The sequence below is a fragment of the Streptomyces sp. NPDC107538 genome (genome assembly GCF_055657445.1).
On the sequence record NZ_JBVKAY010000001.1, the window covers coordinates 1226965 to 1252096 of the forward strand.

Annotated in this window: 22 protein-coding genes; 9 read left to right on the forward strand and 13 right to left on the reverse strand. The window is 71.0% G+C overall.

Annotation, left to right across the window (positions count from 1 at the left end):
- The first annotated feature begins 73 nt into the window (after positions 1–73).
- Both ACZ7MG_RS05360 and ACZ7MG_RS05365 read left to right on the forward strand, forming a co-directional pair.
- Positions 74–652 (forward strand): dihydrofolate reductase family protein, encoded by a 579-nt coding sequence (locus tag ACZ7MG_RS05360; protein WP_471394150.1) that lies wholly within the window; start codon positions 74–76, stop codon positions 650–652.
- Positions 653–806: 154 nt separating this feature from the next.
- Positions 807–2726: an ABC transporter ATP-binding protein gene (locus tag ACZ7MG_RS05365; RefSeq protein WP_471394148.1), complete on the forward strand. Its 1920-nt coding sequence runs from the start codon at positions 807–809 to the stop codon at positions 2724–2726.
- Positions 2727–2839: 113 nt separating this feature from the next.
- On the opposite strand, the gene ACZ7MG_RS05370 is transcribed toward ACZ7MG_RS05365, so the two are convergent.
- Positions 2840–3238 (reverse strand): nuclear transport factor 2 family protein, encoded by a 399-nt coding sequence (locus ACZ7MG_RS05370; protein WP_471394145.1) that lies wholly within the window; start codon positions 3236–3238, stop codon positions 2840–2842.
- An 86-nt stretch (positions 3239–3324) separates the two neighbouring features.
- Between ACZ7MG_RS05370 and ACZ7MG_RS05375 the strand changes: the two genes are divergently transcribed.
- Both ACZ7MG_RS05375 and ACZ7MG_RS05380 read left to right on the forward strand, forming a co-directional pair.
- On the forward strand, positions 3325–4122 hold the full coding sequence (locus tag ACZ7MG_RS05375) for a helix-turn-helix domain-containing protein (protein WP_471394142.1): 798 nt from the start codon (positions 3325–3327) through the stop codon (positions 4120–4122).
- Between the two features lie 9 nt (positions 4123–4131).
- Complete coding sequence (locus ACZ7MG_RS05380; RefSeq protein WP_471394140.1) at positions 4132–4566, forward strand: VOC family protein; 435 nt, start codon at positions 4132–4134, stop codon at positions 4564–4566.
- Between the two features lie 81 nt (positions 4567–4647).
- On the opposite strand, the gene rraA is transcribed toward ACZ7MG_RS05380, so the two are convergent.
- The 7 genes from rraA to ACZ7MG_RS05415 form a co-directional block, all read right to left on the reverse strand.
- Positions 4648–5148 (reverse strand): ribonuclease E activity regulator RraA, encoded by a 501-nt coding sequence (gene rraA / locus ACZ7MG_RS05385; protein WP_471394138.1) that lies wholly within the window; start codon positions 5146–5148, stop codon positions 4648–4650.
- A gap of 52 nt (positions 5149–5200) precedes the next feature.
- Positions 5201–5845 (reverse strand): 3-oxo-tetronate 4-phosphate decarboxylase, encoded by a 645-nt coding sequence (gene otnC / locus ACZ7MG_RS05390; RefSeq protein WP_471394135.1) that lies wholly within the window; start codon positions 5843–5845, stop codon positions 5201–5203.
- On the reverse strand, positions 5842–7110 hold the full coding sequence (gene otnK, locus ACZ7MG_RS05395) for a 3-oxo-tetronate kinase (RefSeq protein WP_471394132.1): 1269 nt from the start codon (positions 7108–7110) through the stop codon (positions 5842–5844). Before otnK ends, otnC begins: the two co-directional genes overlap by 4 nt.
- Before the next feature lie 229 nt (positions 7111–7339).
- Positions 7340–8425, reverse strand: coding sequence for an isocitrate/isopropylmalate dehydrogenase family protein (locus tag ACZ7MG_RS05400; RefSeq protein ID WP_471394130.1), 1086 nt, complete (start codon positions 8423–8425; stop codon positions 7340–7342).
- Positions 8422–9348, reverse strand: coding sequence for a sugar phosphate isomerase/epimerase family protein (locus ACZ7MG_RS05405; protein WP_471394127.1), 927 nt, complete (start codon positions 9346–9348; stop codon positions 8422–8424). The genes ACZ7MG_RS05400 and ACZ7MG_RS05405 overlap by 4 nt, the downstream gene beginning before the upstream one ends.
- The gene (locus tag ACZ7MG_RS05410) at positions 9345–10052 is read right to left on the reverse strand and encodes an aspartate/glutamate racemase family protein (RefSeq protein WP_471394124.1); all 708 of its coding nucleotides are present in this window, start codon (positions 10050–10052) and stop codon (positions 9345–9347) included. Before ACZ7MG_RS05410 ends, ACZ7MG_RS05405 begins: the two co-directional genes overlap by 4 nt.
- 236 nt (positions 10053–10288) lie before the next feature.
- Positions 10289–11002 carry a FadR/GntR family transcriptional regulator gene (locus ACZ7MG_RS05415; protein WP_471394121.1) on the reverse strand — a complete coding sequence of 238 codons (714 nt, stop codon included), beginning with the start codon at positions 11000–11002 and terminating at the stop codon, positions 10289–10291.
- A 482-nt stretch (positions 11003–11484) separates the two neighbouring features.
- Here ACZ7MG_RS05415 and ACZ7MG_RS05420 point away from each other — a divergent pair, with 482 nt between their 5' ends.
- Positions 11485–12780: a CitMHS family transporter gene (locus tag ACZ7MG_RS05420; RefSeq protein WP_471394118.1), complete on the forward strand. Its 1296-nt coding sequence runs from the start codon at positions 11485–11487 to the stop codon at positions 12778–12780.
- A gap of 43 nt (positions 12781–12823) precedes the next feature.
- On the opposite strand, the gene ACZ7MG_RS05425 is transcribed toward ACZ7MG_RS05420, so the two are convergent.
- The 4 genes from ACZ7MG_RS05425 to ACZ7MG_RS05440 all read right to left on the reverse strand — a co-directional run bounded on the left by ACZ7MG_RS05425 (position 12824) and on the right by ACZ7MG_RS05440 (position 16534).
- Positions 12824–13630 carry an amino acid ABC transporter ATP-binding protein gene (locus ACZ7MG_RS05425; protein ID WP_471394115.1) on the reverse strand — a complete coding sequence of 269 codons (807 nt, stop codon included), beginning with the start codon at positions 13628–13630 and terminating at the stop codon, positions 12824–12826.
- 41 nt (positions 13631–13671) lie between these two features.
- Complete coding sequence (locus ACZ7MG_RS05430; RefSeq protein ID WP_471394112.1) at positions 13672–14643, reverse strand: amino acid ABC transporter permease; 972 nt, start codon at positions 14641–14643, stop codon at positions 13672–13674.
- Positions 14643–15572 (reverse strand): transporter substrate-binding domain-containing protein, encoded by a 930-nt coding sequence (locus tag ACZ7MG_RS05435; protein ID WP_471394109.1) that lies wholly within the window; start codon positions 15570–15572, stop codon positions 14643–14645. The genes ACZ7MG_RS05430 and ACZ7MG_RS05435 overlap by 1 nt, the downstream gene beginning before the upstream one ends.
- Positions 15573–15865: 293 nt before the next feature.
- Positions 15866–16534, reverse strand: coding sequence for a GntR family transcriptional regulator (locus ACZ7MG_RS05440; RefSeq protein ID WP_471394106.1), 669 nt, complete (start codon positions 16532–16534; stop codon positions 15866–15868).
- 211 nt (positions 16535–16745) lie between these two features.
- On the opposite strand from ACZ7MG_RS05440, the gene ACZ7MG_RS05445 reads away from it, so the two are divergent.
- From ACZ7MG_RS05445 to ACZ7MG_RS05460, 4 genes are all read left to right on the forward strand, one after another.
- On the forward strand, positions 16746–18113 hold the full coding sequence (locus ACZ7MG_RS05445; RefSeq protein ID WP_471394103.1) for an MFS transporter: 1368 nt from the start codon (positions 16746–16748) through the stop codon (positions 18111–18113).
- A 64-nt stretch (positions 18114–18177) separates the two neighbouring features.
- Positions 18178–19566: an NAD(P)/FAD-dependent oxidoreductase gene (locus ACZ7MG_RS05450; protein ID WP_471394100.1), complete on the forward strand. Its 1389-nt coding sequence runs from the start codon at positions 18178–18180 to the stop codon at positions 19564–19566.
- 45 nt (positions 19567–19611) lie between these two features.
- Positions 19612–20511, forward strand: a complete 900-nt coding sequence (gene dapA / locus ACZ7MG_RS05455) for a 4-hydroxy-tetrahydrodipicolinate synthase (RefSeq protein ID WP_471394098.1) — start codon at positions 19612–19614, stop codon at positions 20509–20511.
- 25 nt (positions 20512–20536) lie between these two features.
- On the forward strand, positions 20537–22108 hold the full coding sequence (locus tag ACZ7MG_RS05460; RefSeq protein ID WP_471394095.1) for an aminobutyraldehyde dehydrogenase: 1572 nt from the start codon (positions 20537–20539) through the stop codon (positions 22106–22108).
- A gap of 121 nt (positions 22109–22229) precedes the next feature.
- Here ACZ7MG_RS05460 and ACZ7MG_RS05465 read toward each other — a convergent pair whose 3' ends face one another.
- Positions 22230–25076 (reverse strand): FG-GAP-like repeat-containing protein, encoded by a 2847-nt coding sequence (locus ACZ7MG_RS05465; protein WP_471394092.1) that lies wholly within the window; start codon positions 25074–25076, stop codon positions 22230–22232.
- Between the last annotated feature and the right edge of the window lie 56 nt (positions 25077–25132).

Below are 25132 nucleotides of genomic sequence, written 5' to 3' on the forward strand. Positions count from 1 at the left end.
GATGAGTTCTTCCGTGGCCGCCGGTCTATATCTGTGACACGTGAGCGACCGCATGCGACGCGAGGAGAGCACCATGACCGCCGCCTACACCTTCGACGTCTTCTCCAGCCTCGACGGCTTCGGCGCCGCCGGTGGCGACTGGACCGGCTACTGGGGCAAGCAGGGCCCCGAGCTGCTCGACCACCGCCTCGCCCTGTACCGCGAGGAGCAGCGGATGGTCTTCGGGGCCCACACGTACCGGGCGTTCGCGAGCATGCTGGCGGCGAGCACCGAGGACTCGGACGTGCGCGACCCGTGGGTCACCCGGATGCGGAACCTGCCGACGACGGTGGTGTCGAGCACGCTGGAGGGGCCCCTCGACTGGCCCGACGCGGACGTCGTGGCCGGGGACGCCGTCGAGGTCGTCGCCCGGCTCAAGGAGGAGTCCGAGGTGCCGTTGCGCTCGCACGGCAGCCTGTCGATGAACCGGGCGCTGATGGCCGCCGGTCTCGTCGACCGCGTCCAGGTGACGCTGTTCCCCGTGATCACCGGGCGGACCGGGCTGGACCCGATCTTCGGGGGCGCGGCCGACTTCGACCTGGAGCTGATCGAGCACCGGACCCTCGACGGCCACATCCAGGAACTCGTCTACCGGCCCACACTCCACGCCTGACGCGCCCCCCCGGCCCCCGTCGGCCCGCCCTCCCGCACGGCGGTCGCGCGGGCCGGACACAGTGATGTCCGGTTCTCGCCGTTCCGCCTTAAATGCCTGGACTTGGGACCTCCCCGGACGGGACACTTCCGACTTCCGAACTTCCGGGAGTGTGATGGGGACATCAGAAACGCGAGGGCCGACGCCCGGCAGGAGCGCGGTCGTTCTGGCACTGCGCCACTACGGCCGGGAACTGCTGCGGCTGCGCCGGCTGGCCCTGCCCGCGCTGCTGCTGCCGGCCGTGGGCAACATCGGCATCCGCTACGTAGCCCCCCTGCTGATCGCCAAACTGGCGGGACAGGCCGCCGACGGCGGCGGTCTCACCCTCGCCTCGGCACTGCCGTACGTGCTGGGCTTCGGTGTGACGCTACTGCTCGCCGAGGCCGTGTGGCGGGTCGGGCAGCACTGCCTGAACCGCGTCGACGCCCTCGGCATGGAACACCTGTACGTCACCGGGATGGACGAACTTCTCGCCAAGGACGCGGCGTTCTTCCACGACAACTTCGCCGGCTCACTGACCAAGCGGGTGCTGAGCTTCGGCAAGCGCTTCGAGGACTTCGTCGACACACTGACGTACCGGATCGTGGGCAGTCTCGTCCCCCTGGTGTTCGGGGCCGTGGTGCTGTGGACCTACGAACCGATGCTCGTCGTCGGCCTGCTGGTGATGATCCTGCTGACCGTGGTGGCCGCGACACCGCTGATCCGTCGTCGGCAGCGGCTCGTCAACGAACGGGAGGCCGCGGTCGCCCGCGTCTCCGGCCATGTCGCCGACAGCCTCGTGAACATGGAGACCATCCGGGCGTTCGCGGCCGAGGAGCGGGAGGCCGACGAGCACCGCAGCCGGGTCGCTGACTCCCGGCGTCTGACGCTGCGGTCGTGGGACTACGGCAATCTGCGCGTCGACACCCTGATCGCCCCCATGTCCGTGCTGACGAACGTGCTGGGGCTGTTGGTCGCCATCGCCTTCGGCGGCTCCGGCCAGGGGGTGGAGGAGATCGTCGTCGCCTTCACCTACTACTCCAACGCCACCCAGATCATGTTCGAGTTCAACCAGATCTACCGGCGTCTGGAGAGCTCGATGACCGAGGCCGCGCAGTTCACCGAGCTGCTGCTGGATCCGCCCACCGTGCTCGACCCGGCGGAACCCGAACCGCTCGCACCGCGGGACACCGGCGTCCGCTTCGACGTCGTGACGTTCTCCCACGCGGGCGCGAAGCCGATCTTCCAGGGGCTCGATCTGGACGTGCCCGCGGGTGCGCGGATCGGTCTGGTCGGCAGGTCCGGCGGTGGCAAGACCACGCTCACCCGGCTTCTGCTGCGGATGTCGGACATCGACCGAGGACGCATCCTGATCGGCGGGCAGGACATCAGCCGGCTGCGCCAGAACGACCTGCGCTCACTGATCGCCTACGTGCCGCAGGAACCCGCGATGTTCCACCGCAGTCTGCGGGACAACATCGCCTTCGCCCGGCCCGGCGCCACCGATGAGGAGATCCACGCCGCGGCCGCCGCCGCGCACGTCACGGAGTTCGCCGCCCAACTTCCTGAAGGCTTCGGCACCTTGGTGGGGGAGCGGGGAGTGAAGCTCTCGGGCGGCCAGCGGCAGCGGGTCGCGCTCGCCCGGGCCATCCTGCGCGACGCGCCGATCCTGCTGCTCGACGAGGCGACCAGCGCGCTGGACTCGGAGAGCGAGATCCTCGTCCAGGACGCGTTGTGGCGGTTGATGGACGGACGTACGGCCCTCGTGGTCGCGCACCGTCTGAGCACCGTCGCCGGCATGGACCGCCTCGTCGTCCTCGACCGTGGCAGCGTCGTCGAGCAGGGTTCCCACGAGGAGTTGCTCGACGCGAACGGTGCCTACGCCAAGCTGTGGCAGCACCAGTCGGGCGGCTTCCTCGGTGAGAGCGCCGAGTCGGCCTGCGGCTCCCCGGCCCCGGGCGCCGGACTCGCCGCCATGCCCGCCCCGGCCGACCCGGCACCGGACGGGGACCGTGCGACGCCGTCGCCCGCCCGGACGGGCACCGGGCCCACGTAACACGGCGCGGCGCTGCGCGGCGGAAGGTACGAGGCGCGGGACATGCTCCACCCGCAGCCGCGGGCCTGCCGGTGCCCTGTCCCCCGGGACTCGGCACAGGCAGGCCCGCGGGGTCAGCGCTCGGCGGGCTCCCACCACGTCAGATGGGCGGCGGCCTGGGCTACCGGCTCGATGATCTCCCAGGCTTCGGCGATCAGGCCGTCCTCGATCCGCCAGATGTCGACGACCACGATCTCCGGCCCTCCCTCGGGGAGCCGGCGTCGCGAGTGCATCACGAGGTGATCGCCTTCGGCCAGCAGGTGGTGGACCTCGACCCGCATGCCGGCGAGCGGCACGAGCGCCGCGTGGACGGCGGCGAGCCACTCCGTCCTGGTCGACGAGGTCGAGTCCGGCCGGTGATGGACGAAGTCGTCGCTCAGCAACGGTTCGAGCGCGTCGACGCTGCCCGTCCCGATGAGTTCCGCCAGTGCCTGTCCGACAAGGCTCTTGTGGTCCCGTGGTGGTGTGGTCATGGACGCAGTGTTTCCGCGGTCGCGACGGCTGTCGATGAAGTCGCACTTCATGGCGTTCCGCTCCACGACGAGTACTGTCGACGACCGTGCATACCGTGGGGGAACTCTTACGGCAGTGGCGGCATCGCCGACGACTCAGCCAGCTCGATCTCGCGATCGCGGCCGACGTCTCCGCTCGTCACGTCAGCCTGGTCGAGACGGGCAGGTCCAACCCGAGCGCCGACATGGTCCTCCGGCTCGCGGACCAGCTCGATGTGCCGTTGCGCGAGCGCAACCGGCTGCTGCTAGCGGCAGGGTTCGCACCCCGGTACGCCGAACGGCCGCTCGACGACGCCGCGTTGTCGGCGGCCCGGGACGCGGTCGCGAGGGTGCTCCGCGCGCACGAGCCGTACCCGGCGCTGGCCTTCGACCGCCGGTGGAACATCGTGATGACCAATCGCGCGGTCGAGCCGTTCTTCGCGGGCGTCCACCCCGACCTGCTCCGGCCGCCGGTCAATCTGGTGCGGCTGGGACTGGACCCGCGCGGATTCGCTCCGCTCGTCGTCAACCTGGCCGACGTACGGACGATGTTCCGCTCCCGGCTCACGCGTCAGCTCGCCCTCGCCCCCGACGCCGAACTCGCCGCGCTCTACGAGGAACTGCTGGACCCCACCGCCGAGGACGGGCCCGGCCGATCGGTCGCCTCCGACGTCCTGATCCCGATGATCCTTCGCCTCGACGGACGAGAGCTGCGACTGTTCTCGACCATCACCACCTTCGGCACCCCGATGGACATCACTCTGGACGAGGTCGCGATCGAGTCGTACTACCCCGCGGACGCGGAGAGCGCCGCCTACTTCGAGGAGCCGGGCGGGACCGAGCCGCTGCCCGGGGCCCTTTGCTAAGGTGCGCCGATGTCAACGATCAGGCAGTTCCAGGTGACCTTCGACTGTGCGGACCCCGAGCGTGTGGCCCGCTTCTGGTGCGAGGTGCTGGGGTACGTCGTACCGCCCCCGCCGGAGGGGTTCGCGACGTGGGCCGATTACGACCGCTCGCTGCCGCCCGAGCGGCAGGGCGCGGGGTTCGTCTGCGGCGACCCCACCGGGGTGGGCCCGCGCATGTACTTCCAGCGGGTTCCCGAAGGCAAGGTCGTCAAGAACCGGGTGCACCTCGATGTGCGGGTCGGCACCGGGCTGGTGGGCGAGGAGCGCCTCGCCGCGCTCCAGGCCGAGTGCGACCGGCTGATCGCGCTCGGCGCGACCCGCGAACGCGTGCTGCTGGCCGACGAGTACAACGAGTCGTGCATCGTGATGCAGGACATCGAGGGCAACGAGTTCTGTCTGGACTGAGCGTGTGATCCCCGAAAACGCGGTGGTGTCCCACCGCGGACCCGTGCGCGGTGGTGTCCCACCGCGCACGGGCCCCGTCGGCTACTTCGTGGCGGGCGGGGACGGAAGGAGCGCGATCCCGTCGTCGTCCGCGTGGAGGATGTCGCCGGGGTGGAAGGTGACGCCGCCGAAGGTGACGGGGACGTCGAGGGCGCCCGTGCCGTCCTTGCCGCTCTTGCGGGGGATGGTGCCCAACGCCTTGACGCCGAGCCGGAGTTCGGCGAGGACGGCGCTGTCGCGGACGGCGCCGTGCAGGACCAGGCCGGCCCAGCCGTTGTCCTGGGCGGCACCGGCGATGAGATCGCCGACCAGGGCGGTGCGCAGGGAGCCCAGACCGTCCACGACGAGGACGGCGCCGTCGCCGGGGGTGCGCAGCAATTCGCGGAGCAGGCCGTTGTCCTCGTGGCACGCGACCGTGCGCACGGGTCCGGCGAAGGCGCGGTGCGCACCGAACTGACGGAACTGCACATCGCAGACGCGCAGTTCGGCGCCGTACCGGTCGACGAGGTCGGCGGTGGGGACGGGGGTGAGGAAATCGGGCACGGTGTGGCCTTTCGCTGGGCTGGGGGCCGCCGTGTTCGCGCTGGTCCGGCCGTCAGGAAGGAGTGGGCGCGAGCACGGCGGCCTGCTCGGGGGTGAGGGGGCGGGTGGCGTGCCCCCGGAGGAGAAGATGAAGTCTGGCGGTCTGCTCCAACTCCTCCATGGCGTCGGTGGCCTGCTCCAGCGTGGCACCGGCGACGACGGGTCCGTGGTTGGCGAGGAGAACCGCGTGGTGGTCGCGCGCGGTGCGTTCGGCCCGTGCCTCCAGGCCGCTGTCGCCGGGAGCGTGGTACGGCAGGAGCGGCAGGGTGCCGACGCGCATGGCGTAGTACGCGGTCAGCGGCGGTAGCGCGGCGGCGGGATCGAGGCCGTCCAGGCAGGAGACGGCGGCGGCGTACGTGGAGTGCAGATGCACCACCGCGTGCGCGCCGGGCCGGGCCCGGTAGAACGCGGCGTGCAGGAAGGTCTCCTTGGTGGGCGGCGGGCCGCCGAGGGGACGGCCCGCCGGATCCGTGCGGGACAGCTCGTGTTCCGCGACCGTACCCAGACTGGAGCTGGTGGGCGTGAGCAGCAGACCGCCGTCGGCGAGGCGGACCGACAGATTGCCGGTCGAGCCGTGGGTCAGACCGCGGGCGAACAGGGAGCGCGCCGTACGGACGATCAGCGCGCGGGCGGCGGCCTCGTCGGCGTACGGGCTCACCGGGACCCTCCGTCGCCGAGGGCACGGGTGAACAGGTCGGGCGCGCCGAAGTTGCCCGACTTCAGCATCAGCGCGAGATCACCGGCCCTGGTGGTGGCATGGGTCCACGGCACGCCGGGATCCGCTTCGTCGCCGACCAGGACGGCACGGATGCCGAGGGCCGTGGTGACGGCGCCGGAGGTCTCCCCGCCCGCCACCAGCAGCCGCCGTACGCCCTGTTCGACGAGGTGGACGGCGATCGTGCCCAGCAGCTCCTCGACCCGGGCGGCCGCCTCGGTGACGCCCAACCGGGCCTGGACGGCGGCGAGTTCCTCGGGCGCGGCGGAGGCGTGGATCAGGACGGGCAGGCCGGGGTCCTGGGCCTCGAACCAGGCCAGTGCCTCGCCCGCCACGTCGCGTCCGGCCGCGTCGGCGAGGACGTCGAGGCGGAGGGAGGGCAGACCGGCGGCGTGGAAGTGGGCGATCTGCTCCAGGGTGCGTGCCGAGCAGCTGCCCGCCACCACGGCGGCCCGGCCCTCGCGCGGCACGGCGACAGCGGTGGCCGGACCGCTGTCGGGGCAGGCGTGGCCGAGGCCCTCGGCCAGCCCCGCCGCGCCGGCGACGACGGGCAGTTCGAGACACGCGGCGCCGAGCACGGCGAGGTCGGCGTCGGTGAGCGCGTCGGCGATGACATGCCGTACGCCGTCCCGCTGGTGGGCGAGCAGCGCGTCACGGACGGCGTCGGCACCCCGCCGCACCGTCGCCCAGTCGATGAGGGCGACGCGGTGCCGGGTCTGGGCCGACAGCAGCCGGACCAGGGCGGAGTCCGTCATCGGGTTCAGCGGGTGGTGCCGCAGCGGGGAGTCGGACAACAGCTGGTCGTGGACGAACAGATGGCCCTGGTAGACGGTCCGGCCGTTGGGCGGGGAGGCCGGGCAGTGCAGGGTGATGCCCGCTCCGGCCGCGTCCAGCAGCGCGTCGGCGACCGGGCCGATGTTGCCCTCGGGGGTGGAGTCGAAGGTGGAGCAGTACTTGAAGTAGACCTGTGCCGCGCCCCGCTCCCACAGCCACCGCTGGGCGCCGAGGGACTCCGCGACGGCCTGGTCCGCGGGCGTGGAACGGGACTTGAGGGCTACCACGGCGGCGTCGCACCCGGCGGGCAGGGCCGTGTCGGAGTCCGGCGTGCCGAAGACCAGAGCGGTGCGCAGGCCGGCGCGCCGGAAGGCGGCGGCGACATCGGTGCCGCCGGTGAAGTCGTCTGCTGTGCAGCCGATGCGCAGAGGCATGGTCGGAGTCTCTCCAGGTGGGGCGGGTGGGGCAGGTGGAAGGCGGGACTGGGGTGACCGGGGGAGTGGCCCCGCCCGGTGGCGCGGGTGGCACCGGGCGCGCGGGCGGGGCATGTGCGGTCACCCGGCGCGCGGGCGACGTACGACGGGGTGCCCCGGGCGAGGGCGTCGCCGTGTCGGGTGCCCCGCACGAGAACGTCCGCGCGTCGGCGCTCGGCGCTCCGGGCCGTCAGCCCTGACCGGCGCCGGCGGCGATCGCCTTGATGACGGCGGCGGTGAACTCGGTGGTGGAGGAGGAACCACCCAGGTCGCGGGTGGAGACGCCGGAGGCGATCGCCTCGGCCACCCCCTTGTCGATGATCTTCGCGACGCGTCCCGCGGCCTCGTCCCCGTGCTTCGCGCCGAGCCACTCGAAGAGCATGGCGCCGGAGAGGATCATGGCGACCGGGTTGGCGATGTCGCGCCCGGCGATGTCGGGGGCGGAACCGTGGGACGCCTGGGCCATCGCGCGGTCGGCGGAGGCGCTGATGGAGGGCGCGGTGCCGAGCGAGCCGGAGATCTCGCCGGCGAGGTCGGAGAGGATGTCGCCGAACATGTTCTCGGTGACGATGACGTCGAAGTCCTGGGCGCGCCGCACCAGATGGACGGTCATGGCGTCGATGTGGAAGTCGTCCACCGCCACGTCCGGGTACTCCTCGGCGACCTCCTGGCACACCGTGCGGAAGAGTCCGGTGGTGAGCTTGAGGACGTTGGCTTTGTGGACGATCGTGAGCTTCTTGCGGCGCGAGCGGGCCAGGTCGAAGGCGACCCGGGCGACGCGTTCGGTGGCGGCGCGGGTGATGATGCCCATGGCGATGGCGACACCCTCGACCGGGCTGAACTCACCGGTGCCCGCGTAGGTGTTGCGGTCGGCGTAGAAGCCCTCGGTGTTCTCCCGGACGATCACGAGATCGGCGCTGTCGCAGACGGCCTTCGCCCCGGGGAAGCTCTTGGCGGGGCGGATGTTGGCGAAGAGCTGGAAGTGCTTGCGCAGGGTGCCCGAGGGGTTGAGCGCGGACTTGTGCGGCTCGGGGTAGGACACGGAGTCGTGCGGGCCGAGGAACCAGCCGTCCAGGTCGGCCAGGGCCTGCTCGGTCTCCTCCGGGACGGGGGTGCCATGGGTCTCGATGGCGGTCGCGCCGAGCGGCAGCGTGACCCAGTCGACGGAGACGCCCGCGGCCTGCGCGGCGGCGGTGGCGATCTCCACGGACGACGGGACGATCTCCGGACCGATGCCGTCGCCGTCCAGGACACCGAGGCGGTAGGTGGTGCTCATGATGCGGGGTTCCTCTCTGAAGAGCGGTAAGGAGCAGGGGAGTCGGGGCGTCGAACCGATGGGGAGCAGGGGCGTCGGCTCGGTTCGGTGGAAGCGGCGGCGTCCGTCAGCGCGGCGAACGAGCGGGCGGCGGCCGCGGCGCTGTCACCCTCCTGGGTGTGCTCCAGCGTCAGCCAGCCCGCGAAGCCGCCGTCGCGCAGCCCGTTCAGCAGGGCGGGCAGCCGTGGATCGCCGACGGTCAGCGGGCCCCGGCCGACGGGCGCGGCGAGCTGGAGGCAGCCCGTGACGCCGGCGAGGTCCGTGACGGCTCGTACGGGATCGACGCCCTCGGCCTCCAAGTGGTGGGTGTCCAGGACCAGTTGGGCGTTCCCGCCGAGCGAGGGCAGAGCGGCGAGCGCCTCGTCGGGGGTGTGCCACAGCGAGGTGTTGCTCCGTTTCTGCGGCTCCAGCAGCAGCCGGACGCACCGCCCGGCGGCCTCCTCGGCCAGCTGCCGGACACCGCGCTCCGCCCAGGCCCGCTGCACGTCCTCAAGGCCGGGCAGGAAGACACCCCGGGTCTGACCGAGCGTCACGGGCACCCCCAGCGCTCCGGCCAGCCGGGCGGCGCCCACCAGCCGGCCCAGTGCGTGACGGCGTACGTCGGGCGAGGGGTCGGTCAGGGTCAGCCGGTCCTGCGCGGCGACCGGACCGGTCCCGATGCCCAGCACCTTCAGACCGCTGCCCTCGACGGCGCGGACCAGGGCCTCGGCGTCACGCGCGGTGACCTCGCGGACCTGCACCTCGACACCGTCGTAGCCGAGTCCGGCCAACTGCCGGGCCGCGTCGGCGAGCGGAGCGTCGAACCCGAGCGGGACGGGCGTACGGCAGTCGTCGCCGGAGACGGTGTACGCCAGCGGCCAGGGCAGGTGCAGCCCCGCGCTCACGGCGCGACCGCCTCGGTGTGGCGCTCTCGCGCTGCGGGGACCAGCAGCTCCCGTAGTTCGCGGGCGGCGGCGCCGGCACCGTCGAGGACCGGCACCCCCAGGAGTTCGGCCAGCGCGTCACGGGCGGGAGTCAGGGAGTACTGCGCCAGCAGCACCGCGTCGGCCTCGGCTCCACCGGCGGTCCGCAGCGCGACGGCGAGACGGCGGGCCGTCTCCTCGGCGCCGTCCGCCGTGGCCGCGTCCTCGCTCAGCGCGGTCACGACGTCGAGGGGGCGGCCGGGGCGCACGGTCGGCACCAGCGCGTCGAGCTGCGCGACGGCGGCGGGGACGGCGGGCCCGGTGGAGGCGACGACGGCGATCCGCCGGTACGTCCCGGCGAGGGCGGCCTTGAACATGGCCTCGTCCGACTTCAGGATCGGCACGGGCCACAGCGTGCGGGCGGTGTCCACGACCTCACCGTAGGAGGAGCAGGTCAGCAACAGGCCCTGGGCGCCGCTGTCCATCACATGGCTCATCAGACGGAGCATGCGCCGGCGCAGGGTGTCGGTGAGACCGCCGGCGTCCCGGACGTCGTCCAGGAGCCGGTCGTCCAGCACGTTCCAGACACGGGCCTCGGGAAAGTCCCGTGCGAAGGCTTCCTGAGCCGTACGGGCGCCGGAGGGCACGGCGTGGATCATGGCGACCAGCGGGTGATGTGCGAGCACCGGGTTGATTCCTCTTCCGGTAGACGAGGACCGACGAGGTTCTCGACCGACGTGCGGCTGTGCTGCCGCGGCCACCACTCTAGAGGTGACTGGTAAACCGGTCAACCGGTTGAGCTGATGCAGGGCTCCGCTGGTCTCGCCGAAGTGCCGACGCGGGCGTGCGCACGGCCCAGTGGTGACAGGCGAGGGGCCGTCGAACCTGGTCCGACGGCCCCTCGGGTCTCACTCGCCGTGTCTCACTCCCCGCGCTGCTCCAGGGCCTCCATCAGCCGCTGGGACGCCCCCTCCATATGGCGGGCCATCGCGGCGCGGGCCTCGTCCGGGTCCCCGGCGGCGACGGCCTCGAAGATGGGTACGTGGTCCGCGTAGGCCACCTCGCGGGGGCGTACGGACCCGGTGCGCTGCACCCAGCCGCGCTGGATCATGGCGCGCATGCCCTTGAGCATGTCCCGCAGCACGGTGTTTCCGGCCAGCTCGCCCAGCGCCGCGTGAAAGGCGGTGTCCGCTTCGGGGAACTCCTCGTCCGGGCACTCCCGCATGGCCGCCAGCCGGGCGCGCAGCAGCTGTACGCCGGCGTCGTCGCGGGCCTGCGCGGCCAGTCCGGCCACGACCACCTCCAGCTCCGCGCGGGCCCGCACCATGTCCCGGGCGCCGCGCTCGCCGAGCACCAGGCCGAGTTCGAACAGGCGGTAGAGCACATCGGAGTCCGCGCCGCGGAAGTACGTTCCGCTGGACTGGCGGATCTCCAACAGGCCCAGGAAACCCAGTGACTTGATGGCCTCGCGCACGGTGGGGCGGTTCACGCCGAGCATCTCGGTGAGCTGCCGCTCGGAGGGAATGCGGTCGCCGGGCTGCACCTCACCGGACATCAGGTAGTCGATCAAGCGCCTGGAGACCTCGGCGGCCAGCGGTTCCCGCGGCTCGACCGTGATCCGCCCGAGTTCGGCCATGGATTCCCTCACTTCGGTATTGACGTGGTGGCCGAATTCTAGTTACCTACCGGCCATCCGGTAAACCGGTTGTCCGGAAGTCCGGAAGCGGCCCGGACGGTCCCCGGTGCGCGAGCCGCCGCCGGAGGTGTCCGCCATGTCGGGCGCACTCTGTCACACCCCTGTCGCACCCCAAGCCACGCCCTTGTCACACCCCCAGTCACGCCCTGTCGACCCCGCCCGACCGGACATCGCGCCGCCCTCCGAGCACATGGTCCTCACCCCCCGGCACGGGGCGCAGCCCCCAGCACGGAGCTGCCACCCATGCACGTACAGGAGCCGCACACACCATGACCGACCCCACGCACGAGCCGGGTACGGCACCGCGTGCCCCGGCGGGCCCGGCCCACTACGCGCCGGCCCGCGTGCTCGTCACGCGCTGACCCGCGAGTCCTCCGCCGCCGGCCGACCGGCGGCCCCCGGTTCTGCCCCAAGGAGCAACGATGCTCGCCGTACTCGGCTTCGCCACCCTGGGCAGCTTCATGCTGCTCGTGATGCGGAAGTACCTTTCCGCGTTCACCGCCATCATGCTCACGCCGATCGCCGCCGCCCTCGTCGCGGGCAAGGGCGGCAAGCTGGGCGACATGATCATGAGCGGTCTGGAGACCGTCGCGCCCACCGCGGCCCTGCTGCTGTTCGCCGTCCTCTACTTCGGCCTCATGATGGAGGTCAAACTCTTCGAACCGGTCTGCCAGGCCATCGTCCGCGCCTCCAAGGGCGACCCGGTCCGCATCGTCGTCGGCACCGCCGTACTGGCCCTGCTCGTCGCCCTCGACGGTGACGGCACCACCAGCTACATGATCATCTGCTCGGCGTTCCTGCCCATCTACCGGCGCCTCGGCATGAACCCCCTGATCCTCGCCACCCTCGCTGCGATGGCACTGGGCACCATCTCCGGCACCACCCCCTGGGGCGGCGCCGCCACCCGCGGCATCAGCGTCCTGCATCTGAGCGCCACCGAGTACTTCGTCCACATGATCGGCCCCATGGCCCTCACCAGCCTCGCCATCATCGCCGTCGCCTACTGGCTCGGCCTGCGCGAACGCCACAAGATCGACGCGGAGAAGCTCGCCGCCTACAAGCTGGAGATCGCCTCCGGCGAGGCGTTCGAGCCGGTGAAGGCGGACTGGCGCATGTGGTTCAACGCGGCCCTCACCCTGCTGCTGATGGTCCTGCTGATCCTCGAACTGGCCGACCTGGTCGTGCTGTTCATGGTCGCGTTCGTCATCGCCCTGCTCGTCAACATCCGCTCCATCGGCGACCAGCAGGAACTGATCAAGCGTCAGGCCGCCAACGCCGTCCCCGTGATGATCCTCGTCCTGGCCGCCGGCGTCTTCACCGGCATCATGACCGACGCCGGAATGATCAAGGCCATGGCGAACGCCGCCCTCTCCGTCGTACCCGACTCCATGGGCAACCTCATCCCCCTGTTCACCGCCGTCCTCGCCCTGCCGCTCGGCTTCTTCATGTCGAACGACGCCTACTGGTTCGGCGTCGTCCCCGTCCTCGCCGAGTCCGCCGCTTACTACGGCATCGACGCCAACGAGATCGCCCGCGCCGGCGCCATCGGCCAGATCCTCCACATGATGGGTCCGACCTCCGCCCCGCTCTGGGTGCTCCTCGGCCTGGTCAAGGTCGAACTCGGCGACTTCCAGAAGCACGCCCTGCGCTGGGGCATCCCGGTCTCCCTCGCCTACATCGTCTTCGCCCTGCTCACCGGCGCGATCAGCATCGCCTGACCACGCGGGGGCCCTGACCACGCGGGGGAGAGGGGCCCCGCCGTCACAGGATGCTGTCGATGAAGGCCCGGGTCGACTCGTGGACGGGGGCGTCGATGACCTGGGACGGCGGGCCCTTCTCGACGAGGCGGCCCTCCGACATGAAGACCACCTCGTCGGCGACGCCCCGGGCGAAGCCGATCTCATGGGTGACCACCATCATCGTCATACCGCTGGTGGCCAGCCGCTTCATGACGTTGAGCACCTCACCCACCAGCTCGGGGTCGAGGGCGGAGGTCGGCTCGTCGAAGAGCATGACGCTGGGCTTCATGACCAGCGCACGCGCGATCGCCACCCGCTGCTGCTGGCCCCCGGACAGCGTGCCGGGGTAGACGTCCGCCTTGTGGGCCATGCCGACCTCCTCCAGCGCCCGCATCGCGTCCGTCACCGCCTCGGCCTTGTGCACGCCCTTGACGCGGCGGGGCGCCTCGATGAGGTTCTCCAGCACCGTCATGTGCGGGAAGAGGTTGTAGGCCTGGAAGACCATGCCCGTCCTGGTGCGCTGCTTCGCGATCGCCGACGGCGGCAGTTCGTGCAGTTTGTCGCCCTTGACGCGGTAGCCGATCACCTCGCCGTCCACGACGACCGTGCCCCGGGAGGGACGTTCGAGGTGGTTGACGCACCGCAGCATGGTGCTCTTTCCCGAGCCGGACCGCCCGAGGATGACGACCACCTGGCCGCGGTGCACCTCCAGGTCGACGCCCTTGAGCACCTCGACCGGTCCGAAGCTCTTGTGGAGGTCGATGATCCGGACGATGGGACCGGTCATCGAGGTGTCGGTGCCGCCGGGCGCGGATACGGGTGCGCTCATGGGGTCTTCACCTGTCCTTTCGTTACGCCGGAGTCGGGTCGTCACGCCGGAGTCGGGGAGTCGGTCGACCGGGACCGCCGCGACACCCGGGTGCCGAGCGAGCGGAGCCTCGCGAGTCCGCCGGGCCGGGGCGCGCCGACATGGACACCGCGGCCGTAGTGACGCTCGATGTGACCCTGGGCGTAGGACAGCACCGTGGTGCACACCAGGTACCAGAGCGAGATCACGACGAGCAGCGGGATGGTGCGGAAGTTCTGCGAGTAGATCAACTGCGCCGAGTACAGCAGGTCGGCCAGGGCGATGATGCTCACCAGCGAGGAGTGCTTGAGCATCCCGATGACCTGGTTGCCGGTGGGCGGGACGATCACCCGCAGGGCCTGCGGCAGGACCACCCGGTAGAAGGTGAGCCATCGGTTCATCCCGAGCGCCACGGCCGCCTCGCTCTGGTGTCGGGGCACCGAGAGCAGACCGCCGCGCACGATCTCGGCCATGTAGGCCGACTCGTTGAGGGTCAGACCGATGATGGCGACGGCCCACAGGTTCAGCACACTGTTGGTGGACGCGCCGACGATCTCGGGCCCGCCGAACGGCACACCCAGCGACAGGCGGGGGTAGAGGGCCGACAGGTTGAACCAGAAGATCAGCTGGACGAGGAGCGGTGTGCCGCGGAAGAACCACAGATACGCGCCCGACAGCGACGACAGCACCCGGTTCTCCGACATCCGGCAGGCCGCCAGCACGATACCGAGGACGATGCCCAGCGTCATCGACACCGCGGTGAGGATCAGGGTGGTGCGCAGGCCGGCCATGATCTCGGGGTGGAACAGGTACTCCCTGACGACCGGCCACTCGAAGTTGTCGTTGGTCAGGGCGGAGTAGCCCAGACTCGCGGCGGCGACCAGCACGACCAGGGCGGACAGGGCCCGGCCGGGATGGCGCATCCGCACGAGTTCCGTGGGCGGGGTGGCCGAGGGGTCCACCCGGGTCGAGTCGAGGGCGGTGGCCGCTTTCATCAGTTGCTCCCCGAGGAGGGAAGGATCTCGGACTTCTCGATCAGCCCTTGGCCGGCGTTGAACTCGTCGAGGACCTTCTGCAGCTCACCGTTCTTGATCAGGTGGTCGGTGGCCGTCCGAACCGCCTCGGCGAATTTCGCGCTGTCCTCGCTGCGGCCCAGCACGAAGCCGGTCTTGTACTTGGGGGCCCATGGCAGCTCGACCAGCTTGAACTGGTTCTTGGTCTGGCTCATCACATAGGCGACCTGGCTGGCGCTGCTCACCGCCGCGTCGACCCGGCCGCCTTGCAGCGCGAGATTGACCTCGGCCTGCGACTTGAAGGTCTTCACAGCGATCGCGCTCTTGCCCGCGCTCCGGCACTTCTTCGCGAGCTTCCCGGCCAGGGCCGCCTCGGCGGAGCCGAGCGAGGCCGCCAGCGTGTGCCCGCACAGGTCCGTTTCGCTGTCCGCGCTGGTGATCTTGCTGCCGACCGGCACCATGAGGGCGTCGCTCGACGAGTGGTTGGTCACGAACGTGACCGTCTCCGTGCGTTCGTCGGTCGCGTAGATCTCCCCGGTCGCGCCGTCGTAACGGCCGGCCTGGAGCCCGGCGATGATGCCGTCGAACGGGACGATCTTGATCTCGACCTTCAGACCCAGGACTCCGGCGATCTGCCGTACGTTCTCGACGTCCCAGCCGGTGGGCGACCCGCCGTCGGCCGGCTCGATCACCGCCGGGGGATAGGTGGCGGCGGCGATCGTCAACGTCCCTTTCTCCGCTATCGACTTGGGGACGAGGGCGGCGATCGAGTCGACCTTCTTCGCCACCCCTTCCGCCTGGGTGGAGGTGGACGAGGCGGTGGTCGCCGACGCCCCGCAGGCCGCCGTCGAACCGATGAGGGCGACGGATCCGACGATCGCCCCGAGGCGGACCAGACGTGCATCGCGCATACGCTCCATGACTCTCCCTGTGGCTGACATGCCTGGCTGAATGCCTGAGCGGAGGAATCCCGACATAGGCCCTGTTTCCGGAAGACTCAGGGGTCGGTGATGGCAGGTAACTTCGCACCTTCACGGAGGCCTGACAAGATGTGATCACAGATCTTTTTCGCGCGGCCATCAGCTCCATGCCCTCTGAGCTGGGAAAACGCGTCGGTCACAATTTCGACGCCGACGGAAACGGGGAAGGGCGGCCGAGTCGGCCGCCCTTCCCCGTGGTCACCGCGACTGGGCGACTGCCGCGACTATCGCGTGACCAGTTGTGCCTTGATCCGGTCGGTGGCGTTGGCCAGCGACTCGTTGGTGATGGCCGCCGCGGCCTCGCCGTCGTGGGCGTACGCGGCCTTGACCAGATCCTCCTGGAAGCGCCACAGCGAGTCGTCGCCGGGGACGTCGAGCGTCGCCCGAGCACCGACGATCTTGTAGGCGCGGCAGTGTTCCCACAGGGTGCGGATGGTGTTGAGCAGCACCGGGTTGCCGGCCGCCTCGTACAGGATGGTCAGCAGGGCCTCGTCGTGGTCGAGGTACGGGACGACGGCGCCCTCGGTGATCGCGCTGCGCATCTGCTCGAACTCCGCGCCCATACGGGCGGCGTCGGCTTCGCCGATCAGTGCGGCGCCGCGCTGGGCGGCCTCTATCTCCAGGACCCGGCGGGTGTCGTAGATGTGCAGCAGCTCGGCGAGGTTCTGGCCCTTGACCACGGCGCCCTTGTGCGGGACGCGCTCGGCGAAGCCGGCCTCCTCCAGACGCCGGATGGCCTCACGCACCGGCATCACGCTGGTGCCCACCTCGGCGGCCAGATCGCGGATGCGCAAGCGGTAGCCGGCGGGGTACTCGCCGCTTGTGATCGCCTCGTGCAGCACCGCGTAGACCTGGTCGGCCAGGGAGGCCGCCGGCTCAACCCGTTTGGACATACGCACGACTGAATCATAAACAGCCTGGTCGGGGACAGAGGTTGGACCAACGCCCACCCCCGGCCCGCCCTCCGGACCCCGGTCCGCCATCCGAACTTGGGTCCGACCCATTGTGTGATCTGTGATCACATCCTAGGGTGGCGGGCAATCCCCATCCGGACCCGGACCTACCCTTGCGGTGTGGGCCCGGGCACCGCCCCCGGAGGCCGTGATGAGCGAGACCGCAGGAAACAGGCTCGACGACGCGCCCCTGTCGCGCTTCCACAAGAAACTGGCGCTGTACTCCTCGGGAGGACCGTTCCTCGACGGCTACGTCCTGAGCATCATCGGCGTCGCCATGGTCCAGATCACCCCGCAACTGGACCTGTCCGACTCCGCGCAGGGCCTCATCGGCGCGTCCGCCCTCATCGGCATCTTCCTCGGTGCGTTCGCCGGCGGATGGCTGACCGACCGGTTCGGCCGCCAACTCCTCTACACGCTCGACCTGATCGCCATCATCGTCTGCTCCGTCGCCCAGTTCTGGGCCACCGACCCGGTCTGGCTGTTCGTCCTGCGGCTGCTCATCGGCATGGCCGTCGGCGCGGACTACCCCATCGCCACCTCCCTGCTCGCCGAGTTCACCCCGCGCCGCCACCGGGGACCGCTGCTCGGCGGACTGGTCGTCATGTGGTTCCTCGGCGCGGCCGTGGCCTACATCGTCGGCGAGCTGCTCCTGCAGACCGGCGACGACGGCTGGCGGTGGATGCTGGCCAGCGCCGCACTGCCCGCCACCGTCATCGTGCTGCTGCGCCACGGCACCCCCGAGTCCCCGCGCTGGCTGGCGAACAAGGGCCGCACCGAGGAGGCCGACGCCGTGCTCCGACAGGTCTACGGCCCCGATGTGACGGTCGCCGACCTGCCCGACGAGGCGGAGGCGCGCGAGAACGTCGACCTCAAGGCGATCATGACCTCCGGCTACGGCGGCCGGATGCTCTACATCACCGTCTTCTGGACCTGTTCGATCATCCCGCTCTTCGCCATCTACGCCTTCGGCCCGAAGATCCTGGACGCGCTCCGGCTGGAGGGCGGCCTCGCCAACATCGGCGAAGCCATGATCACCGTGATGTTCCTCATCGGCTGCGTGGTCGCCCTGCTCTGTGTGAACCGCATGGGCCGCCGCCCCCTGGTGATCCACAGCTTCCTCTGGTCGGGGCTGGCCCTGCTGCTGCTCGGCATCTTCCCCGACGCGCCCTCGGCCGTGATCATGACCCTCTTCGCCCTGTACGCGGTGATCATCGGCGGCACCCAGATCCTGCAGTGGGTCTACCCGAACGAACTGTTCCCCACCGAGGTACGCGGCTCCGCGGTGGGCCTCGCCTCCTCCGCCAGCCGGATCGGCGCCGCCGTCGGCACCTACCTCGTCCCCATGGCCCTGACCGGCTGGGGCGTCGGCGGCACCATGCTCGCGGCCGCCGCCATCAGCCTCGTCGGCGCCGTCGTCTCCGTCCTGTGGGCGCCCGAGACCCGCGGTCTGGCCCTGCACGAGGCCGCCGCACTGACACCCCGGCCCCGGCCCGTCGGCCGCCCCGCCGGCGCCTGACCCGAACCCTCGCGCGGTGAACCGCGAGAGCCCACCCCGACCCGCGACCGCGCAGGAGGACTTGATGAAAGACGTAGTGATCGTCGGAGGCGGCATAGCGGGCCTCGCCGCCGGCTGGCGCCTGCGGCACTGGGACACCCTCCTCCTCGAATCCGAGGGGCGGATCGGCGGACGCGTCCGGTCCGAGCGCCGCGGACCGTACTGGCTCAACTGGGGCGGCCATGTCTACGCCGGCGGGAACTCCGCGACGTCGTGGCTCCTCGACAACACCGGGGTCGACGCGGTAGCGGTACCCGGCTCCCTCGCCGGCCTCTCCATGAACGGCAAGCTGCTGCTCAAGGGCCGGGTGGAGACCTACCCGTTCCGCATCCCGATGCCGATGTCGGCGCGCGTCGGCATGGTCCGGGCCGGCGCCAAGGTCGCCCTCCAGGTGGCCCGTTACGCCCGTATCGTCGAACGCCGGCGCGGCGAGACCGAGGCCCAGCGCCAGCAGCGGATCTACGGCTTCATGAACGACCGCTCCTTCAAGGACTTCATCGGCGACCTGCCCGAGGACGCCGAGGCCCTGTTCAAGCCCACGGTGACCCGCTCGGCCGCCGACATCGACCAGCTATCGGCGGGCGCGGGCGTCGGCTACTTCAGCCTGGTGTGGAACATCGGGGCCGGCCTCTCGCAGAGCATCCTCGGCGGCCCCTCCACCCTCACCGAGAGCATCGCCGCCGCCCTGGGCGACCGGGTGCGGCTCCACGCCACGGTCGACGAGATCGTGCAGAAGACCGGCTCCGTCGTGGTCCGTTACCGGCAGGACGGCGTCGAGCAGGAGGTCGAGGCCCGCTGCGTGGTCCTGGCCACGCCCGCGACCGTCAGCCACCGCATCGCCGTCGACCTCGACCGTGACGTCCGCGAGGCCCTGTCGAAGATCGAGTACGGCCCCTACGTCAGCGCGGCGTTCCTCAGCGACGAGACCGGACCCCAGGTCTGGGACGGCGCCTACGGCATCGCCACGCCCAAGCGCTCCTTCAACGTCGCGCTGAACATGTCGAACGTGGTGCACGGCTACGCGGCCGAACGCCGGCCGGGCAGCAGCATCATGACGTTCTCGCCCGGCAGCCTGGCCCGCGAACTGCTGGACCACGACGACGCCGAGATCCGCCGGATCTACCTCGACGACCTCGACCAGGTCCTGCCCGGGTTCGCGTCCCACGTCGTCGAGGCCGAGATCCAGCGCTGGCCCACGGGCGCCCCGTACTGCTTCCCCGGCCGCGGCAAGCTCCAGCAGACGCTGACCCGCCGCACCGGCCGGGTCCTGCTGGCCGGCGACTACCTCGGCACCCTCTACACCGAGACCGCGATCCAGTCCGGCCTGTCGGCGGCACAGGAAGCACGGAGCCTGCTGGCCACCGACCGCCAGTCGACCCCGCACGGCCTGGCACCGGTCGGCGCCGCGTCGTAGGCCCACCGCCCCGAACCGCCCCGCTCACCCGAGGAGAACCCAGACATGTCGTCACAGCTCAGCGGTGTCCTGACCGCACTCGCCTCACCGTTCGCGCCGGACGGGCGACTCGACGAGAAGACCCTGCGCCGCCTGGTCGACCGCAGCATCGACGGCGGGGTCGACGGCGTCGTCGCCTGCGGATCCACGGGGGAGTTCGCGGCGATGACCGCGACGGAACGACGCCTGGTCGTCGAGACCGTCGTCGACCAGACGGCCGGACGGGTGCCGGTCATCGCGCAGACCGGCGCGGTCAGCACCAGGGAAGCGGTCGAACTGTCCCGCCACGCGCAGGCCGCCGGCGCCTCGGTCCTGATGGTGGTCACCCCGTACTACGAGCCGCTGACCCTCGACGAGACCCTGCACTACCTGCGTACCGTCGCCGACGCCGTCGACCTGCCGATCATGCTCTACAACCTCCCCGGGGCCACCGGCGTCAACCTCACCCCGGACACCGTCGGACAACTCGCCCGCCAGGTCGACAACATTCGCTACATCAAGGACACCAGCGCCGACATGGCCCAGGCCGGACAGCTGATCCACCGCTACGGCGACGTCGTCTCCACCTTCGTCGGCTGGGACAGCCTCCTGCTGCAGGCCATCGCCGAGGGCGCCGCCGGTGTCATGGCGGGCACGGCGAACGTGATGCCCGCCCAACTCGTCTCGATCCACCGCGCGTTGCGCGACGGAGACCTCGCCCGCGCGCGGGCCGAGTGGGCACGGATCTACCCGCTGATGGACGCGATCATGTCCGCCCCGTTCATCCCGGCGGTCAAGGCGGCCCTGAACGCGGCCGGATTCCCCGTCGGCGGCCCCCGCGAGCCGCTGCTCGGGCTCGACGCCGACACGACCGCGAGGATCACCGCGCTGGTCGAGCGACTCCCGCAGCCGACCGCGGCGAACTGACGACACCACGCGCAAGGAGCCGACCATGAGCACCGCAGCCGAGACCACCGCAGCCGAGACCACCGCAGCCGAGACCACCGCGACCGCGAGCACCGCGGCCGACCCGACGACGCCCACGGTACGACGCGCGGCGGACGCACCCCCGCTGATCACCGAGGCCGACCTCCCCCCGGCCCGGCACTTCATCGACGGCAAGTTCGTCGAGCCGACGACCGACCGTGTCATCGACGTGGTCGATCCGAGCACGGAAACAGTCATCGCCCGCATCCCGGAGGGCACGTCCGAGGACATCGACCGCGCCGTCGCCGCCGCGCTCGCCGCCAAGGACGCGTGGGCCCGGCGCGTTCCCAAGGACCGCTCGGAGGTGCTGCACGCGCTCGCCGACCGGGTGGCCGAGCACACCGACCTCCTCGTCCGGCTGGAGTCGGCGGGCACCGGCAAACCGCTCGCGGTGTCCCGGGACGACGTCGCCATGACCGTCGACACCTTCCGCTTCATGGCCGGCGCGGTGCGCGCGACCACATCCATGGCCGCCGGCGACTACGCCGAGGACCATCTCTCGGTCATCCTGCGCGAACCCCTCGGCGTGATCGGCGTGATCACCCCGTGGAACTACCCCCTGCTCATGGCGGCCTGGAAGATCGCGCCCATTCTCGCCGCCGGCAACACCCTGGTCGTCAAACCGTCCGAGCAGACCCCGCTCACCACCCTGAAGTTCGCCGAACTCGTCGCCGACCTGCTGCCGCCCGGCGTGCTGAACGTGGTCACCGGACACGGCTCGCCCGTCGGCGCGCGGCTCGCCGAACACCCCGACGTGAACATGATCGCCCTGACCGGTTCGGTGCGCAGCGGCCGTGCCGTCGCCCGGGCCGCCTCCGACACGCTCAAGCGCGTCCACCTCGAACTGGGCGGCAAGGCCCCCGTCGTGATCTTCGAGGACGCCGACCTCGCGGCAGCCGCGTCGTCCCTGCGCACCGCCGGCTTCTGGAACTCGGGCCAGGAGTGCGGGGCCGCCTGCCGCGTCCTCGTCCACGCCTCGGTCGCCGAGCGGTTCGTGGAACACCTCGTCGCCGAGGTCCGCTCCCTGGTCGTCGGCGAACCGACGGCGGGGGAGGACGTCGAGGTCGGCCCCATGGTCTCCAAGGCCCACTTCGACCGCGTCACGGGCTACTTGGAGCGGGCGCGCACCGAGGGCGTCCGCGTCGCGACCGGGGGAGGGGCCCTCGACGGGCCCGGGTACTTCGTGGCCCCGACCGTCCTGGTCGACGTCCCCGCCGGCGCCGAGGTCGCCCGCGAGGAGGTCTTCGGCCCGGTGATCTCGGTCGAGACCTTCACGGACGAGGACGAAGCCGTACGACGGGCCAACGGCGTCCCCCTCGGCCTGTCGGCGTCGGTGTGGACCGAGAACGCCCGCCGCAGCCACGACATCGCCGCGCGCCTCGACTTCGGCACCGTCTGGGTCAACGCGCACCTTGTCCTGGCGGGAGAGGTCCCCTGGGGCGGCTTCAAGGGCTCCGGCTACGGCCGGGACCTGTCCCTCTACGCGCTGGACGACTACTCGCGCACCAAGCACGTCATGCACAACCACGCACGCTGATCCGGACGCCCGCCGGAAGTGGCGCCCGCCGTCCCGACGCGCCCGGCCTCCACCCCGACGTGGGGGTGGAGGCCGGGCCGGCGTATGCCGTGCGGCGCTGAACAGCCGGGTCAGAGCCGGGTCAGAAGGTGTAGACGCCTCCGTTCAGGAGGGCGGGCGTCGTCCCGGCGACAGGGGAGAGGACCGTGAGCGTCCTGGCGGTGCCGGAGACATGCCCGGCGCCGTCCCCGGGCCACCAGCGCGCGGCTCCGGAGGAGTCGACGGCCGCGAAGTCGGTGTGGCCGTCGGAGTCCACGTCACCCGTGAAGAAGCGGCTGTACGCGGCGAAGGAGGTGCCGGACGCCAACTGCTGGGCGGCGCCCAGGCCGCCGTTGCCGTTGCCCTTCCACCACCAGAGGGTGCCGTTCGAGTCGACGGCGGCGACATCGGTCCTGCCGTCGTCGTCGAAGTCGCCGGTGGGGACGCCGGAGTAGCCGGCGAAGGCGGTGCCGGTCACCAGGTTCTGCCGGGCGCCGAAGGTGCGGTCGCCGTTTCCGGGCCACCACCACAGGCTGCCGTCGAAGCCGAGGCCGACGATGTCGGTGAGGCCGTCGGCGTTGAAGTCGCCGCCGGAGACCGCCTTGACGGTGCTGAACGAGGTGCCCGACATCAGGACCGTGGGCGCGGAGAGGATGCCGTCGCCCTGTCCCAGCCAGAAGTTCAGCTGACCCTGGTCGTTGATGGCGATGAGGTCGCCGAGGCCGTCGTTGTTGAAGTCGCCGCGGGCCGGGTGGAAGGACGAGCCGAAGGTGCCGCCGATCAAAGTGCGGTTCTCCAGGTGCCGTTCACCGGTGGTGGCGTCGCCGAAGCCCGCGAAGTACCAGAGGTTGCCGTCACTGGTCCGGTTGAAGACGTCCAGCTGGCCGTCGCCGTCGGTGTCGTCCCAGGAGCGGGTGTCGGCCTCACCGGTCTCGAACGGCAGATGAAGCAGCGGGGCGGCGCCGGAGTACGTGTCCGAGGTGGCCGCGGCGGAGATCTCCTGCGCGCTCAGGGCCCGGTCGTAGAGCACCACGCTGTCGATCGACCCGGAGAAGGGCTGTGCGCCGTCCAGCCGGTTGCCGACCTGGAGCGGCTGGGGCCGGGCCGGGGAGACGGCGCCGGTCGGCGCGGTGTCGGTGTCGACCTTGGTGCCGTCGATCCACAGACTCAGCTCCTGGCCGGTGCGCACCAGGGCGACGTGGTGCCAGGCGTTGTCGTTGTAGCTCGACGCGGAGGTCAGATTCCTGCTGCCGGACGTCGTGGTGGCGTTGGCCACGATCCGGTTGCTCTCGGGTTCCGCCCGGATCCACAGCTGCGGCAGCCCCGCGCCGACGCCGAAGCCCCAGAGGATGCTCCGCACTCCGGTGGTGGAGTTGTACTTGAAGTCGGCGGCGGCCGTGAAGTCCCCGTTGAGACCGGCGTACGCGGGGCTCGGGTTGACGTCGACGAAGCCGGCGGAGGTGTCCGGGCTCAGGGTCAGCGCGCGGCCGAACTTGCCGTCGGTCAGCCGGGCCCTGCCGCGCAGGACGGCCGCGTTGCCCCCGGCGGTGTCCGGGCTACGGGCGCCGGTCACCGGGCCGGTGATGACGCTCTGGCCGGCGGAGACGACGGTGTAGCGGACCGAGGTGTGGTCGTAGGTGGTGTCGGTGTCCTGCCACGGGTCGGGCCCGGCCTCGTAGATCACTCCGAGCCCGCCGGACTCGGTGCGGGTGAGGTCGGAGTAACCGGCGCCCGCCTTGGCGATGGTCAGACCCTGGGCGGGCGTCTGCCAGGTGGCGCCGTTGTCGAAGGAGGAGCGGAGCTTGAGGGTGCCCTGCAGTCTCGGACTCGCGGGGTCGTGGTAGATGGGCTGGGTGATCACCAGCTGGTTGTAACTGTCGCCGTCCGGGACGCTGTTGAGCGACAGCACCGGGGCGAAGACTCGCGCGCCGGGGAGGTTGGCCGCGGTGACCGTACCCCAGGTCTCGCCGCCGTCGGTGCTGACGGCCTTGTTGCGGTTGGCGCCCGCGGTGGCGTCGGCGTCGGTGGCGGCGTTGTTGTTGCGGGAGGTCATGTAGAGGCTGCCGTCGGCCAGTTGCGCGATGCTGGCCTCGCCCGCGTACAGCGGTGTGGCGTTGCCGGTGATCCTGCCCCGCCGCCAGGTGGCCCCGTGGTCGTCGGTGTAGAGGGCGGAGGCGTGATGGCCGTCGTTCACCCACGCTCCGTCGCTCCCCGGACGGCCGTTCTGGTACGCGGGCGCCAGGAGCCGACCCCCATGGTCGCCCCCTGGACGCAACTGGATGCCGTGCCCCGGACCGGGCTGGAGGAAGCGGACGCCCTGCTGCTCGGTGGCGGGCTGGTTGGCCTGCCGGGGGTTCACCTGGCTGGTGATGTCCGTCCGGTCGACCCAGGTCCTGCCGTCGTCACGGCTGTACATGGCGAAGGTCTGGATACGGTTCGGCTGACCGTCCGGGCCGTTGACGCCCCCATTGGTGAGCAGCCGCACGCTGTAGAGCAGCACGACCTGGCCCTCGTAGGCCGTGTTCGGGTTGTCGTACGTGGCGTCGACGATCGGCGTGGGCTGGGCGTTGATGGCCGGCACGCCCAGGTCGGCGGGGTCGCTGGTCAGACTACGGGCGATGATTTTCGGCGCGGTCCAGGTGGCGCCGCCGTCGGACGACGTCCGGCTGACGATGTCCATCTCCTTGGTGTCCTCGCACGCGCCGCCCATCCGGGCTTCGGCGAAGGCGATCAGCGTCCCGTTGCCGGTGCTGACCAGCGAGGGCACCCGGAAACACGTATAGGTCCGGCCGCTGATGGTCGTGTTCGAGGTGAACAGGGTCGACTGGCTGGGCAGTTGGGGTGGCTGAGCCGTGATGACGGGCGCTGCTGTCGCGGGTGCCGGTGACACCAGTGCGGCACCGGCGATCAGCGGCAGCAGCAGAGCCCTGACGACGGCGGAGAGATTCATGAGAGGAAACTATGATGATCTCATGTGACGATTCAACGAAATACGGTCGGGCCAGG